At 38.5% G+C, this 15597-nt stretch carries 15 protein-coding genes; 3 read left to right on the forward strand and 12 right to left on the reverse strand.

Annotated features, from left to right (window positions below; translation table 11 throughout):
- Nucleotides 1-494 precede the first annotated feature (494 nt).
- Nucleotides 495-2474 carry a methyl-accepting chemotaxis protein gene (locus AC0MXB_RS12730; protein ID WP_474040076.1) on the forward strand — a complete coding sequence of 660 codons (1980 nt, stop codon included), beginning with the start codon at nt 495-497 and terminating at the stop codon, nt 2472-2474.
- Nucleotides 2475-2546: 72 nt separating this feature from the next.
- Here the strand turns inward: AC0MXB_RS12730 and AC0MXB_RS12735 are convergent, their stop codons facing one another.
- The 3 genes from AC0MXB_RS12735 to AC0MXB_RS12745 form a co-directional block, all read right to left on the reverse strand.
- Nucleotides 2547-3272: a LytR/AlgR family response regulator transcription factor gene (locus AC0MXB_RS12735; protein ID WP_474040077.1), complete on the reverse strand. Its 726-nt coding sequence runs from the start codon at nt 3270-3272 to the stop codon at nt 2547-2549.
- Nucleotides 3262-4950 carry a LytS/YhcK type 5TM receptor domain-containing protein gene (locus AC0MXB_RS12740; RefSeq protein ID WP_474040078.1) on the reverse strand — a complete coding sequence of 563 codons (1689 nt, stop codon included), beginning with the start codon at nt 4948-4950 and terminating at the stop codon, nt 3262-3264. Before AC0MXB_RS12740 ends, AC0MXB_RS12735 begins: the two co-directional genes overlap by 11 nt.
- 133 nt (nt 4951-5083) lie before the next feature.
- Nucleotides 5084-6556, reverse strand: a complete 1473-nt coding sequence (locus AC0MXB_RS12745) for a DASS family sodium-coupled anion symporter (RefSeq protein WP_474040079.1) — start codon at nt 6554-6556, stop codon at nt 5084-5086.
- Between the two features lie 259 nt (nt 6557-6815).
- Between AC0MXB_RS12745 and AC0MXB_RS12750 the strand changes: the two genes are divergently transcribed.
- Nucleotides 6816-7688 (forward strand): DMT family transporter, encoded by an 873-nt coding sequence (locus tag AC0MXB_RS12750; protein ID WP_474040080.1) that lies wholly within the window; start codon nt 6816-6818, stop codon nt 7686-7688.
- A 39-nt stretch (nt 7689-7727) separates the two neighbouring features.
- On the opposite strand, the gene AC0MXB_RS12755 is transcribed toward AC0MXB_RS12750, so the two are convergent.
- From AC0MXB_RS12755 to argC, 3 genes are all read right to left on the reverse strand, one after another.
- Entirely contained in the window at nt 7728-7922 is a 195-nt protein-coding gene (locus AC0MXB_RS12755; RefSeq protein ID WP_474040081.1) for a hypothetical protein, read from the reverse strand.
- 173 nt (nt 7923-8095) lie between these two features.
- Nucleotides 8096-9823: an adenine deaminase gene (gene ade, locus AC0MXB_RS12760; RefSeq protein ID WP_474040082.1), complete on the reverse strand. Its 1728-nt coding sequence runs from the start codon at nt 9821-9823 to the stop codon at nt 8096-8098.
- Between the two features lie 180 nt (nt 9824-10003).
- The gene (argC, locus tag AC0MXB_RS12765; protein WP_474040083.1) at nt 10004-10951 is read right to left on the reverse strand and encodes an N-acetyl-gamma-glutamyl-phosphate reductase; all 948 of its coding nucleotides are present in this window, start codon (nt 10949-10951) and stop codon (nt 10004-10006) included.
- 850 nt (nt 10952-11801) lie between these two features.
- On the opposite strand from argC, the gene AC0MXB_RS12770 reads away from it, so the two are divergent.
- Complete coding sequence (locus AC0MXB_RS12770; protein ID WP_474040084.1) at nt 11802-12350, forward strand: helix-turn-helix domain-containing protein; 549 nt, start codon at nt 11802-11804, stop codon at nt 12348-12350.
- A gap of 4 nt (nt 12351-12354) precedes the next feature.
- On the opposite strand, the gene AC0MXB_RS12775 is transcribed toward AC0MXB_RS12770, so the two are convergent.
- The 6 genes from AC0MXB_RS12775 to AC0MXB_RS12800 all read right to left on the reverse strand — a co-directional run bounded on the left by AC0MXB_RS12775 (nt 12355) and on the right by AC0MXB_RS12800 (nt 15375).
- Nucleotides 12355-12762 (reverse strand): hemerythrin domain-containing protein, encoded by a 408-nt coding sequence (locus AC0MXB_RS12775; RefSeq protein ID WP_474040085.1) that lies wholly within the window; start codon nt 12760-12762, stop codon nt 12355-12357.
- A gap of 214 nt (nt 12763-12976) precedes the next feature.
- Nucleotides 12977-13570 carry a MarR family winged helix-turn-helix transcriptional regulator gene (locus tag AC0MXB_RS12780; RefSeq protein ID WP_474040086.1) on the reverse strand — a complete coding sequence of 198 codons (594 nt, stop codon included), beginning with the start codon at nt 13568-13570 and terminating at the stop codon, nt 12977-12979.
- A 166-nt stretch (nt 13571-13736) separates the two neighbouring features.
- Nucleotides 13737-13880 (reverse strand): hypothetical protein, encoded by a 144-nt coding sequence (locus tag AC0MXB_RS12785; RefSeq protein WP_474040087.1) that lies wholly within the window; start codon nt 13878-13880, stop codon nt 13737-13739.
- 70 nt (nt 13881-13950) lie between these two features.
- Complete coding sequence (locus AC0MXB_RS12790) at nt 13951-14115, reverse strand: hypothetical protein (protein ID WP_474040088.1); 165 nt, start codon at nt 14113-14115, stop codon at nt 13951-13953.
- 450 nt (nt 14116-14565) lie between these two features.
- Nucleotides 14566-14976 carry a bacteriohemerythrin gene (locus AC0MXB_RS12795; protein ID WP_474040089.1) on the reverse strand — a complete coding sequence of 137 codons (411 nt, stop codon included), beginning with the start codon at nt 14974-14976 and terminating at the stop codon, nt 14566-14568.
- Nucleotides 14977-14991: 15 nt separating this feature from the next.
- The gene (locus AC0MXB_RS12800) at nt 14992-15375 is read right to left on the reverse strand and encodes a bacteriohemerythrin (protein WP_474040090.1); all 384 of its coding nucleotides are present in this window, start codon (nt 15373-15375) and stop codon (nt 14992-14994) included.
- Nucleotides 15376-15597: the final 222 nt, after the last annotated feature.

Below are 15597 nucleotides of genomic sequence, written 5' to 3' on the forward strand. Positions count from 1 at the left end.
GTTTCTTACGAAACCCGCACATCTGGCTTGTTGTTACTTATCCATCGTTTAGTTTTCAGAGAGCCGCTACCGAAGCAGCTTAGATAGTTTACCATCTTTCGAACCAGTTTGTCAAGCACTTTTTTCAAAGTTTCTTTTTTAACCGTTTCGCCTTCGTTTTCAGAAGCGATGATTCTTTTCTGTTTTCGTGTCGCTCAGCGGCGACTTGTATATAATAGCACAGCAGATTCACTTATGTCAACACTTTTTTCTTCACATTTTTATTCACTACTCTATTTCATTTTTATCTACGAAACCACTTATACAGCCATTTGAGTTTAAGTAATCTTAAACATTTTCATTCATTATATTAAATAAAACAGTATCTCACTTTTAATATCATTTTTCTTAGCTTTGATTCATAAAAATCAGCCTTTTAGCCTATGGATTTGAAACAATCCCTGTTATAATAAAAAAATGACCGATATAAATATGAATGAAGGAGGATGCATTTTATGAGTTTACGTACCAAACTTACATTGATTTTTTCACTCTTATCAGCAATCATTCTTTTAGTATCATCCTTAGCTGGGTACTTATTTACAAAGAATGAAATGACCGTACGAATTCATAGTGAATTAAAAAACAATGTAAACTCACAAGTAAATAGATTGGAAGGCTGGTTGCTGACTAAAGGAAAAATTCTTGAAACCACCGCCGGAACCATTCAAAGTACTGTGGGTGATGGCGAAATCACGGTTCCAATGGTCGCCGGTTACAAAAATGTTGATCCAGGTGTTTCCGATCTATACTTTGGTAGTCAAGATGGCAAAATGATTGATGGCAGCGGTTGGGCTCCCCCTCCCGGCTATGATCCCCGAGCACGTGGCTGGTATAAAACGGGCATGGAGCAGAAGAAATTAGTCTTTACCGATCCCTATTTAGATTTAGTAACAAATCAAATGGCCGTATCTGTAGCCATGCCGCTAAAAACTTCTACAGGTCAAATTCGTGGTATTTTAGCTGAAGATATTTTACTTCAAACTCTTGTTGATACGATTAAAGAAATCAATATTTACGGTCAAGGATATGCTTTTCTCATGGATAGCAAAGGCATGATGCTGGCCCATCCCGACAACGAACTTCTATCTAAAAACGTCTTTGAAGTCGAAAAATTAAAACCCTATAGTGATATGATGAAAAAAATGCTTGCCAGCAATGATGGGTATAGCAGCTATGATTTAAGCGGTACAACCTATTTAATGGTTTATCAAAAAGTTCCTTCTACTGGATGGACTTTGGCCATTACCGTACCGGAAAAGGTCGTTTTTGCTTCTCTCACCCATCTGAGTTGGCTTTTAACAATTATCGCTGTTCTTTCTATTCTAATTGTTATTGGCATTACCTATGTGACAGCCAATCGTTTGTCTAAACCGATCGAAGCCCTCGCTCAAGATGTCCAGGAAGTATCATCAGGAAATCTCACGGTTCAAAGTACCGTAACCGGAAAAGATGAAATTGGTATTCTTGCCAGCGGTTTTAACTCCATGGTGCAAAACTTAAGAGATCTGATTCTAAAGGTACATACAGGCTCCGAGCATGTTGCAGCATCATCAGAGGAACTGACAGCAAGTGCGGAAGAGTCTTCACAGGCTTCTAATCAAGTTGCAGTTTCGGTAACCAATATTGCAGAGAATGCAGCACATCAACTTCATGCAGTAGAAAGAACTAAGATTATTGTTGATAAAATGCTTGCTAATAGCAATGAAATTATCACAAATACCCGTGGCGCTGTTGACAAATCAGCGATAGCAAGCGAGAAGGCACAGGCAAGCGGCACATCGGTCTCACGAGCAATCAATCAAATGGAACTCATCGAAAAGACAGTAAATACTTCCGCAAAAGTTGTTGCCAATCTCGGCGAACGTTCCAAAGAAATCGGCCAAATTGTCGATACGATTGCTGGAATTGCCGGACAAACTAATTTACTTGCTTTAAATGCTGCTATTGAAGCTGCTCGAGCTGGCGAACAAGGCCGTGGCTTTGCTGTCGTTGCTGAAGAAGTTCGCAAACTAGCGGAACAGTCGCAAGAAGCAGCAAAACAAATTGCCGAATTAATCCATGAAATTCAATCGGATACGAATGAAGCTGTCACTGCAATGGATCAAGGCACACGGGAAGTTGCACTAGGAACACAAGTCGTTGTATCTTCTGGTGAAGCGTTCCGGCAAATTGCCGAATTAATTACAGAAGTCTCCGGCCAAGTTGCTAACATTTCTACCGCCATCGAAACAATGGGGCAAGGAAGCCGTGAAATAGCTACCGCAATGACTTCCATTGATAATTTAAGTAAAACAACAGCTGCTGAGGCCCAAACGGTTTCCGCTGCAACAGAAGAACAATCCGCCTCTATGCTAGAAATTTCTTCAGCAAGTCAAAACCTAGCGGATATGGCGCAACAGTTACAGCAAGCTGTCAATCGATTCAAAGTGTAGTTAAAAAGCAGATAAATTAAAATAAAAAGCACAGAAAGAAGGAATCTTCTCAATTCCTTTTTCTGTGCTTTTTTAACGAATCCCCAGAACGGTTTTCAACGCTTTTACTTTATTGCGGCTCACTGGCACTTCTTCATGCTTGCAATCAGACATACGCAAAAGAAAAGAACCGTGAAACCAGGGAACAACTTCCGCAATAAAATCGAGATTAATAATATATTGGCGATGCACGCGCATAAACGATCCATCATTTAATGTGGCCTCGACCTCCTGCAAAGTCAGTGCAACAGGAAGCTCCTTTTCTTTCGTGCGAATAAAAACGTCTTTATCTTTCACATAAGCTAAAACAATCGCTTTTTTATCAATGGGAACCAGATTTCCCTTTTCGATTGCACAAATCCTAGAAACAGGAGAAATTTCACCTGTTTCCCGTGTTGATAACAAACGAATTTTATGCAACACCTTCGTAATTTTCGCCTGAGTCACCGGTTTCGTAATATATCCCACGGCTAAAGTGTTAAAAGCTTCGAGAGCATGCTCATGGAAAGCTGTTAAAAAAATGACGAGTGGCGGTTGACGCAACACATCTAGTTTTTGTACTAATTCCAGTCCAGTCATTTGCGGCATTTTGATATCAAGGAACAGAAGATCGCAATCGTTCTTTGCTAAGTAAGTCAAAGCATCCATGCTATTGCAAAATTTTTGGGTTACTTCCATATCAATATGACTTTTTAATAGATATTCAATTTCATCACAAATTGGCTGCTCATCATCAACAATGACTGTTCTAAACGGCATACTGACGAGTCGCCTCCTTCAGTGGGATTTGCATTCGCACCGTAGTACCTTGTCCGACTTTACTTTGAATCTGTAATCCTCTCTCTTTACCGTAAAGACCGATTAAACGCCGCTGGACATTCACAAGACCGATACCATCTGTTTGTTCAGCGAAAACAGCCTCTACTTGCTGCCTTTCCATTCCTACGCCATTATCATAAACCTCGACAAACAATTCCTGCTGCGTTCGCCGAATTTCCACCTTCAAATGACACTCAGCAATTTTCGGAAACAGCCCATGTAAAATAGCATTTTCCACTATAGGCTGCAGAAATAGAACTGGCAGTTTCTCGCTTCCCTCACAATTAATTACATCAACACCCACAGTAAGCCTTGGTCCAAACCTCGCCTTGGCTATTTCTAAATAAGCATGAATCCCTTCTATTTCCTCATTTAAGCTGATAAATTCACCATGTTCACTAAAATTGAACTGCATCATGGTGGCTAAATGACCAAGAAGTTCTCGTGCCATATTCGGATCGGTACGACAAAAAGAAATAATAATATTAATCGTATTAAAAATGAAGTGAGGATTAATTTGCGCCTGCAACGCTTTTAACTCGGCTCTTTCCCTCAGTTTTTTCTGTTGTTCAATTTCATCAAGCTCAATCTGCGCCGATAACAGACTTGCTAAACCATCAACAATATGAGTATCAATCGAAGTAACTGAATTTTTCTGCGTTTTAGCAATTTTTATTGTACCAACTACTTCGCTGCCAACAATAAGCGGCGCCACAATCCCTGATTGCAGTGGACATTCGGGTACAATACAGCCTTGCTCTTCTGATGTGTTAAAAATAACGGGATGTCTACTGTCTAAGGCAGTCTGCGTGGAAGAAGCCAAAATTTTTTCACCCACTTTATGATGATCACTGCCTGATCCAATAAAAGCTAAAATATTCTCCTTATTGGTAATCGCTACCGCATCCACCTCGGCTAATTCATAAATAAACTGAGCTGTTTTTCCGGCCGATTGCACAGTAAGACCATTACGCAAATAGACACTGGTTCTCCGGGCGATATTTAATGCTAATTCGGCCGCTCTAGCACCTGCTAAATCCTGTTCAGCACGAATATCTTTAATGATAAGAACAAACACGACTGTTCCAATGACAGAAACGAGAGTTGTCGGAACCGCAATCGCTTTCTCCAACGCCCATGCAGCCTCAAAGGGTTTTGCAAAAGCAAGAACCATCAGTTTTTGAATCACTTCAACGAGAAAAGCAACCAAAGCCGCTGTTTTCCATGGCACCTGAACGATGCCAACTTTATGGCGTACCCAACCCGAGATCAAACCTGCTAAAATAGTGGCAAAGCCACAAGTTTCCGCCGTAAACCCGCCCAATACATAGCGATGAAAACCGCTGATGACCCCTACAGCAAAACCAACATAAGGACCTCCCATAAATCCGCCCATTAAAGCGCCAACTGTTCGATTATTAGCCAAAGCCCCCTCTATTGGCATACCATTATAAGTTCCCATAATGGATAAACTAGAGAAAATTAATGTTAATACAAGTTGCGAAGAAAAAGTAGCCGGACGAATCATACAATTAACTAAGTACTTGTTACGCCCTATTAAATAAGCAACCATGGCAATTAAAGCCATTTCACTTAATAGTTCAGGAATTAATCCCATATTCCCCTCCCGTTTTCTTGAAAAAATCTAATCGATTTAAATTCTCTTTCGCCAAGAAAAATCCTGCTAATTCTGCAAAATAGGCCCTACTGTAACAGTAGGGCCTAGCACTTTCTATTCCGATAAAAAAGCCTTACACAATACCAATCCATTTCCAATAAGTTGCTCCGAGCAACAAAATTAAGCCGTAAGCAATTAAAGCTAGGGGAACTCCGGTACGAATAAAATCTTTTACTTCAAAAGTTTCCGTACCATAAGCAATCATATTCTGTGGTGCATTTACAGGAAGAATAAAACCGAAACTGATGACATATTGCAAGATCATAGTAAGACCAACAACGTTAATGCCAGTGACGGTGCTCCCTTGTAAAATTGAGATAATAATAGGAATCATCGCCGCTGCCAAAGCAGTCGCACTGGCAAATCCCAAATGAATAATGATCAAAAAAGCTGCCATAACTGCTAAGATCACCAAAGCGGGCATAGTCTGCAACCCAAAGAGCGTTACAATGATTTTCGCTAACCAAGCAGCTGCTTTTGTTGATAATAAAGCGGAACCCAAACTAATGCCAACACCGAATAAAATCAAAGTTCCCCAGGGAATCTTAGCCTGCGCATCTTTCCAGGTCATAATCCCGATCTTCGGTAACAACATTAAGGAAATCATTGCAATCGTTGTAGTTGACGTATCAAAAGGATGAGCAATCTTCTCCGTAGACCAGAAGAAAAGCAGAATAAAAGACATCGCCATTAACTTTTTCTCAGCAAGGCTCATGGGTCCAAGCTCAGCTAGAGCACGGGCAATGGCTTCTTTACCACCTGCGACTTCTTTTGTTTCCGGCGGCATCATTTTAATAAGAACATAATAAAGAACCACAGACATAATTGCCGCAAAAGGCGCAGCAGCAACAAACCAGTCCATCCAAGTAATATATACGCCTAATTGTTTTTCTATGAATCCAAGGGCAATCATATTCTGAGCCGCAGCTGTTTTAATCCCTACGTTCCATATACTATCAGCCTGTGCTACAGCAATCATCATAACACCAGCAAAGCGGCTCTTCTTATCCACGCCAAAGGCGGTAATAATCCCCATAACAATCGGTACAAGACAAGAAACACGAGCTGTTGTGCTTGGTACAAAAAAGCTCAAAATAAAACCAACCGCAATAACACCCATTAAAACCCGATTTGTCTTAGCTCCTATTTTAGATAAAACAAACAAGGCAATCCGTTTATCAAGCCCGGTTTGTGTCATGGCAGCGGCTAAAAACAAAGCACCTCCGACAAGGGCCAGAGCTGTATTAGAAAACCCACTTAACGCCGATGTCAATGCGGCATTTGTTCCAAGTAAAACATCAGGCTTTGCCGGGTTAGGCGCCGTCCCTAATAAAAAAGACATCAAACTTAAAATAACTGCCGCACTGACAGGATAGGAAATCGCATCAGTCATCCACACCACAATAGAAAATACCAAAATAGCTAACATCCGATGCCCCGCAACAGGCAACGTCGGCGATGGTGGCAACAGTAAGATAGCGATCATGGCAATAAGTCCAATTAGTAATCCATACTTCTTGGCAAAAGATTCTTGACTTGCATTCATTCGCTTATAAACCCCATTTCTATAGTTTTAAATAATTTATGGATTTAAGTATACTGTAATTTGCATAAAAGCACTATAAAAAGCGTCTCAACAGTTAAAATCTTTCACTGAGTGGCAAAAGATAAACACCGAAAAGTCCGATAATATTGATCAAATCAAATAGATAGTAAAATGCAAACAATTTTAAAACATCATAAAAACCCTGTTTTATAGTATAATCATTCATAATGATTCTTTACTAGAAAGAAGGTTTCCAGCAATGAAAACATCTTATCTTGGTCCTTTTTATTTAACGATAGCAGCTAGTATCTGGGGTGGAACTTACGTGGTCAGCAAAGTAGTTCTAACAGTGATTCCAGCACTAGAGCTTATCTGGCTTCGCTATATAATCGCCTTAAGCGCCTTATTACTGCTCTGTCTCTTTTCGCGACAATCGCTTTTGATTCGCTGGAAAGACATGCCTCTGCTTTTTTTAATTGGTTTTATTGGATATTTTCTTTCGATTTGGGCGCAATTTGTTGGAACTCATTTGGCCTCCGCTCAGATGGGAGCCGTAATCACAGCGGCAACTCCAGCGTTCATGGTCGTCTTTGCTCGCTTTCTATTAAAAGAAACGATAACGTGGCGTAAAGGCTTATCCGTTCTTTTGGCCTCGGCTGGCGTTATCTTAATCGCCGGCTTTGGCAGTCAGCAAGATGCATCGCTAATTGGCGGATTGATTCTAGGCTTCGCTGCAATCACCTGGGCATTGATGTCCGTACTGATTAAACTCGTCCCCGCTCGCTATTCGTCTTTATTGATTACTACTTATGCTATTTTCACGGCTACTCTTACGCTAACTCCATTCGTATACGCTTCTTTGCCAAATATTCCTTGGCAGTTAATCCAAGAGGACCCTACCTTATGGGGCGGACTCTTCTACTTAGGCGTTATTTCTACGGCTGGCGCATTTCATTTTTGGAATAAAGGCCTGCTGCTTGTGGAAGCAAGTAAAAGCGGCATATATTTCTTTTTTCAGCCGCTCGTGGGAACATGGCTAGGCTGGTTGCTACTTGGCGAAGAGGTTACCCTTGGGTTTTGGGCTGGAACCAGTTTTATTTTATTAGGAGTGCTGCTAATTTTAAAAAAATAAGTCCGCCTGATTAACTCAAGCGAACTCGTTATTTCTTCTTTACTTTTGCATAAGATAAGGAAACTGCTCTTCTTTGCCCATTTCTTTTAACCGATCTTTCGCTTCCTGTACGGTGTAGCCAATTCGCACAGGGCTTCCCGCTTTTAAAGGAATCAGCCAAAAGTCACCATTACCCAAAACAATTTTTTCTAAAGCATTTACGCTTACTAAAGGGTCCATCACTTGATCCATCATGATTTTCTCTCCTTCTCGCAAATTACTTGTAAATCAACACCCTTTATTCAGGGCACTAATCAAAAAAGAAACATGAAGCAATTATCTTATTATTTACTCTAATTCGATAATTCTACTTAATACTGCAATTTCCTTTTTCTTTCATAAAAAATTTTTAGTCGAATCAACTGATCTTACAATGAAACTGGTAGAATTTTGCCTTGCGCTACATCAACTAGACCACAATCCGTTAGTTTGGCAGCGGGAATTACTGGAAGACTTAGAAAAGCTAAAGTCATAAAAGGATCATAGACATCTCGAATACCAAGCTTTTTTGCTAAAAGCTGCAAAAATAAAAGTCTCTCTCTTACTTCTTCCACAGGAAGCTCTGTCATTAAACCTGCCAGCGGCAAAGCTAAAGATCCTAAAACTTTGCCACTATCTACAATGGCAAGCCCGCCTTGCAAGCGCTGTATTTCCTCTAATGCAAGCATCATATCATCATCGCTCGTGCCCGCAATAATAAGATTATGGGAATCGTGTGCTACAGTAGAAGCAATTGCACCTTGTCGTAAGCCAAAACCTTGCAATAAACCTACCCCAACATTTCCACTGCCATGATGCCTCTCCCATACGGCTAGTTTGATAATATCCTGTTTAACGTCAGGTAAAAATTCTCCCTTATAACTAGGAACAGGCAACGTCAATAAAGTGGTAACCAACTGCCTTGGTATCAGCCCAATCACTCGAGCTTGAGTCGATTCGGCGGGAATTCTTAACTTCTCTTTTTTTATCGGACCTAAGCAAATCGTATTGGTAACAACTTGCTGTTTCCTAACCAAATTATGAGATAAACAGGCGCCCTCTCTAGCAACAACTTTCCCATCCTTAATAACAACAGCAGGCTTCCAGGTAGTAGTATCGGAGAAAGCTAAAATATCGGCTCGATAGCCAGTTGCTATGGCGCCAAGTTCTTTTAAGCCAAAATACCTAGCAGTATTGATAGTTGCCATTTTCAAAACCCAACTTAGATCAAGTCCTGCTTCAATAGAAAGCTTAATAAGATAATTGATATGACCAAATTCAATTAAATCTTCCGGATGACGATCATCTGTCGCTAAAAGGCATTGTGGCAAAGTATGCGCTGTAACTGCCGCTAAAAGTGAACGAAGATTTTGGGCAGCGGAACCTTCCCGCAACATAATATACATTCCCTGTGCCAACCGTTCCATCGCTTCCGATGCAGTTAAACATTCATGGTCAGATTGAATGCCTGCAGCAATATATGCGGCCAAAGTTTTTCCCGTAACACCGGGAGCATGTCCGTCAATCATTTTCCCCTGCACCAAAGCTAGTTTAGCCAATACTTCTTCTTTACCAGTTATTACACCAGGATAATCCATCATTTCTCCCAAACCTAATACGCGAGGGTGATCGAGAAAAGTAGCAAGATCTGCTGCTAAGAGCTGGGCGCCAGCATGTTCAAACTCTGTAGCCGGTACACAAGAAGGCAGCATAAAATAAACATTGAGCGGTAGGTCTTCGGTTGCGTCGAGCATATACTGAATGCCTTCGCCACCTAATACGTTAGCAATTTCATGAGGATCAGCAATGATCGTCGTTGTCCCGATCGGAACAACAGCTTTCGCAAATTCACTTGGGCTGACCATCGAACTTTCTATATGCATGTGGGCGTCAATAAATCCAGGCGTTAAAATAAACCCCTTCATATCCAATTCCTCTTTGGCACGGTATTTGCCAATTCCAGCAATATACCCCTCAACAATTGCTATATCGCCTTCCATAAATTCGCCTGTAAAAACATTAAAAATTCTGCCATTTTTCAATACCCTATCAGGTTCCTCTTGGCCTAGTGCTGTAGCAATTAAGCGTTTTAACGGTTTTATATAAACCCCTCCCACATTACTCTTGCTATGATACAAGTCATAAATTATCTCTAAGCTTGCCTAAAATAAAGATAAAAGTCAAGCTATTTGCCATAAAACCAAGTATTTTAGGTTTTGAATTACATAATTTCCCAGGAAATAAAATAAGAGATGCTATAAAAGCACCTCTTTACATACAAATAAAAACCAATAAAACTAAGCTTGAAGACCTGTATCCTCTGGTACACCGAGCATAATATTCATGCATTGGACAGCCGCGCCAGAAGCGCCTTTCCCTAAATTATCAAAGCGAGTTGCAACTAGAATACGATCATTATTGCCAAACACAAAAAGTTCTACCCGATTTGTATCATTGCAGTCTTCTACAGTAAAAAAGCCATTATCAAGAAAAGCGCTCGAATCGTAGGGCATAACCTTTAAAAAAGTTTCCCCAGAGTAGTAATCGGCAAAAAAGTCATGAACTTGTTCAGCCGTCATTTCTTTCTGCAACATGTGCGCATAGAGAGGCAGAGAAACTCCCATTCCTTTGAAATAATTTGCAACAATCGGTACAAAAACTGGTGGATAATTAAGACCGGATATAACCTGCATTTCTGGCAAATGCTTATGCTGCAAGGTCAACCCGTAAGGACGGGGACTATTCAATTGACCCGCTTCAGCACTTTCATATTTCCCAATTAAGCTCTTTCCACCGCCGCTATACCCTGTTAATGAGGTACAAGTTACAGGATAATCAGGCGAAACAATCCCCGCTTTAACCAGAGGATACATTCCCATAGCAAAGCCACTGGCATGACAGCCAGGTACAGCAACTCGTTTAGACTGTTTGATTTTCTCCCGATGCGCCGGGCTAAGTTCAGGCAACCCATATGCCCAATCAGGATTGGTTCTATGAGCAGTACTGGCATCGATTACTCGTGTATGATCATTTTCTATCAAAGCGACAGCCTCTCTGGCTGCGGCATCAGGCAGACAAAGAAAAACAATATCTGCCGAATTAATCAAGCGACTACGTTCTGTTGTATCTTTTCGTTTATCTGAATCAATACTGAGCCACTCAATATCGGAACGTTTCGATAAATATTCGTGAATTTTTAAGCCTGTTGTACCTTCCTGCCCGTCAACGAAAACTTTACTTTTCATTGTTTTGCCATCTCCTTATTTCATCTATTTGTATAATTATAAGTCATTTTATATTTTTATTCAACGTAACATTTTATACTTTTTATTTTTAGCTCAAAATAAAAACTTCTGCCAAGGTTCTGGCAGAAGTTTTTAGGATTACTGGGATAACCTGATTTACTTATGTTTTCCTATTACCTATCCTATTGGCTTAACAAGTAGATGAACAGTCATCTGCACAACAGAATAAAAGCAATAAAATGATAATAATAATGATCCACCAGCTATTTCCGCGACCAAAATTCATAATACTGCCTCCTTATCACACTAGCCTTAATCAAGATCGGGGTTACTATAGACTATGTGCGCAAAGAAGAAGTGTTACAAAATTATGTTTTATTTATACCGCAAGTGAATTTTTTCCATATGTTCTTTCCAAACTATTATCAAATTAAGAGAAATCCCCCAAAAAATTATCGTTTATTATATTGAAAAAAACGTAATTTATGTTAGAATATATTTAACGAACAATTGTCACATTTTAGCGAAAGGAAGGAGAGAAAATGAATTTTTCAACTGTAATTACTTATTTTTGTAAAGACGGTTATCCCGCTTCAAAAGAATATGCATTCCGAAAACTAATTCGTATTTATGATCAAGACCAAAATCTATTTTCCTCCCGGCTAATTGTAAGGTTTTCCCTTACAGACGATTGGTAAAAATACTCTTTCTATGGCATCGAATTGACTTATAATCGATGCCATTTTTTTATTTTCAACGCAACAAACAGGATTTTTGCCTTTTGAGTCATAATATTAATTTCATAGGATTGCCAAGATAAGTATTTCTTTATATAAACGGAGGCGATTTTTTGAATAAAATTAATATGATCATTAGCCAAAACCTGCTACGACTGCGCCAAGAGAAGAAAATGAGCCTTGATAAACTGGCTGAATCGTCAGGGTTAAGTAAAGCCCTGCTGAGTCAGATTGAACACGGCGATGCCAATCCAACCGTAAATTCTCTATGGAAAATAGCTGTTGGTCTCAAAGTAAGCTTTAAAGACTTAATTCAAGAAGCACAACCTCAGATCAGCATCGCAAGAAAAAAAGATATCATACCAATTATTGATCATCTGACAGGAATGAAATTATACCCCATTTTCTCCAATTCAAATAAGCAAATTGAAATTTTCATTGCTGAACTTGATCCAGGAAAAATCCACACAGCTCCTTCACATGGTGAAAATTCAGATGAATACGTATTTGTAATTGAAGGAATGTTATTGTTTAATATTAATGATGATGCTTATAAGCTGGAAGCTGGCGACACCCTATGCTTTCAATCAGATCAACCGCACTCCTATAAAAATATAGGTACGGAAAAAGTGCAATTTCAATGCACTTTACATCGCAAATAAAATCTTATTTTAATAAGGGATATAAATCATGTTCTTCTTTATTCATTCTTTCGCGAATTGCTGCACAAATGCTCTGGGTTTCTTTTATAAAATTATCAGCCTGAGCCGTAATTTTACTGGCGCCCATATAAGACATCTTATAGGTTTCAAATGATTGTCCCAGCGTTCCCATTTCATTAATAAAAAGCTTAGCTGTTGTATGAATTGTTGCATCAGTATTTTGTAATAGTTTTGGATATAAGAATTTATCTTCAGAGGAAAGATGCATTTTTAATATCCCCGCTAATTGAGCTAAAGATTTTGCCACCGTAACCACATTATTTTGAAGTAAATCACCTGTTTTATACTTTTCAAGTTCTCCAACTAAAGCAAGAATATCATGATGCTGTCGTAATAAATTATCAATATCCATTTTTCTATTCTCCTTATAATATATTTTTAGCTGTTTTGCAAAAGAATCTTTCAATAACTAAAAATCATACTATAAATTTATCACCCTATAACTCTCCAAGCTGTAATAAATATCACATAATGAAAAAAATAAGCAAATTCTTATTTAAAAGAAAAAATAACCCAGCTACTACCATTGGTAATAGCTGGGTTTGTTATATATCGTATGGTTATTCTTATTTATGTTTCAAGTCGTCCTGACCTTCAAATTGATGACGATGCCAATGTTGCCCAGGGTGGCCGTGACCGCCACAATGATGGCCGTGTCCTTCATGACATTCGTGACCATGACGTCCGTGTGGCCCATGATGATGCTTTAACATTTCCTCTGCCTGCTCACCGAGTCCCTCTTTCAGTGATTCAATAAGCTTGTCCATATAGGAGGAAAGATTCGTTTTCTCTTCATCATTAAGGCAATCAAACAGACTGTTTTCTTTTTCCTGTGGTGTTTCGTCAGCAACAGCTGCCGCCAAGCCTTGTTCGGTAAGTTCAATTTCCATTGCTCGGCGATCTTCTGCTGATTGGTTTCTTTTAATATAACCTGCCTGCTCCAATTTTCCCAGAAGTTCACCAATTGATTGGGGCCGAATCCCCAATAAAAATGATAACTTCTTCTGACTCATTTTAGGCTCCATTTTCAGTAGAGAAAGAATGCGACCTTGCCCACGATATGGATTATGTGTTTGGCAACCTTTCATATGATGATGTTTATGCATCATTAAACGGCTAAAAACAACAAACTGTTCAATTAAATTTCTATCTTGTTCCATAATTATCTCTCCTCATCAAAATAATAAGGTACCTTCTGTTTTTAATTATATACAGGTACCTTATTAATGTCAAGGAACTTCTTAATTATTTTTCCAAGACGTTTTTATATCAATGAATACGATTTCATAGCTTACTTTTCTAACCGCTTTGCAATTGGAACTTATTTTATTCTTGTTTATCCATTTTAGCAGCAATGCGTTTTAACGATTTTGCGATACTAAACATCAAATATAAAAAACCGCCTGCAATCATTACATGAATAACCGCGCTAGCTATGCCCCAGATAAAAAAGCCCCCATGATGAAACATAAAATCACCTTCTTTATTTTGATACTTAAATCATACATAAAGATTGTGACTAACTCATGACAACTCTGCTTTATGCTCCGAGTAAAATTTTCTCGGACTGTGTGCCACAGCGCCGACACTTTACAGCTATTACAATCGTCTTACTATCATTTGAAACTCTGACAATCTCAAAATCAAAGCCTTCCATTTTAGCAGATAAATTCTCTGTATTTCCACACTTGCAGCTTAAACGCATAAAATTCCTCCCTTTAGTCGATTACTATGAACCAAATACCATTCTCATCAAACAGTTTGACTTTTTTATCGCAAATCCTGCAAGTCTATCGCATTCCTAAACGGTCAACCTTGACCAAAACAACCTTATACGCCTCCATATCATTATTATGTCCCGCTAATCCTTTTACAAAAACGCTTCCCGCCATATTCTATATTGTCATAAATTTTATAGAAACTTACAGGCAAGTTTTTCTGCGCTATATTGCCTTTTCCCAAACAGAACATTTGTTCGTATTTGATTATATGGCTTTTGATACAAAAAATCAAATGGAAGATATAAAAATAAAAACAGCTACTAAGGAAATTGTCCTTCAATAGCTGCTTTTTAGGTTGTCTAATTGATTCTTTAACCATCTCACCTGCGGCAGATCGCCCGTAGTGTAAGGTTCTTCTTGTATCTAAATACACATCACTTTTCTTCTTTCATTGCCTTTAAGAAAAAACTAGAATAATGCATATCGGTATTACAAATATGATTGATCAACCACTCCCGTAAGATATTTAGAAGTTGATTTGCCTGCAACAAGTTTTGATCATGCAAACCACGAAGTTCTGTTACTTTTTGGGCAAATTCATCATGAATTTCTTTATGTTCTTTATATTTAGGGTAATTATACTGAAGCATCATTTTTTCTTCATGGGCAAAATGTTTTTGTGCGTACACAGTCGCTTTATCAAGTAAAGCAGCCATTGAATCCTTCCCTTTTCCGGATTTCATTGCCTCATGTAAAGAATTGATCATAGCAACCAATTGTTTATGTTCTTCATCAAATTCAGAAAGATGCACACTAAAATTAGAGGTCCATTCGATTAAGGCCATATTGATCCCCCCTCTTTATTGTTTATATTTCATATCCATTTGCATAATATGATTCAAAAACCAATTATTTAGAAATGGTAGTATTTGAATAGCTAAAATTGTATTTCCGGCCTCATAAGTTGATTTAAATTCATCAATTTTATTCAAAAAAGTGACATGTTGCTGTTTTTGAGTAGAAAGTTCCTGACTTGCTATTGATGATAAATATTTTTCTTCACTGGCGAAATGATCTTGAGCATAATGCGTTAAATCACTTAAAAGCGATGACAACATTGGTTTACTCTGGCCAGTCTTCATGGCTTGATGCAAATTACTAATCATTTCAATTAGCTTTTGATGATCCTTATCCATTACAGGAATATTAACGCTATATTTATTATCCCAACCTGACAATGCCATATTACCTCTCCCCTTCCTATTTACTTGTTTTTTCGACAAATTATACCATTTTCCTTCTTTTGTTTTAAAAATATTTATTTTTACCTTTAATGATTGGCCTATTTTAGACATAATTAACAGATGAGTTAATCACTTATTTAGAAAACAAACAAAATCTAATTATATTTTAAATCTCTTTTCCAGTTATTACGACAACAAATAACATTCGCATGTTAAAAATGT

The sequence above is a fragment of the Pelorhabdus sp. sgz311001 genome, assembly GCF_055901755.1.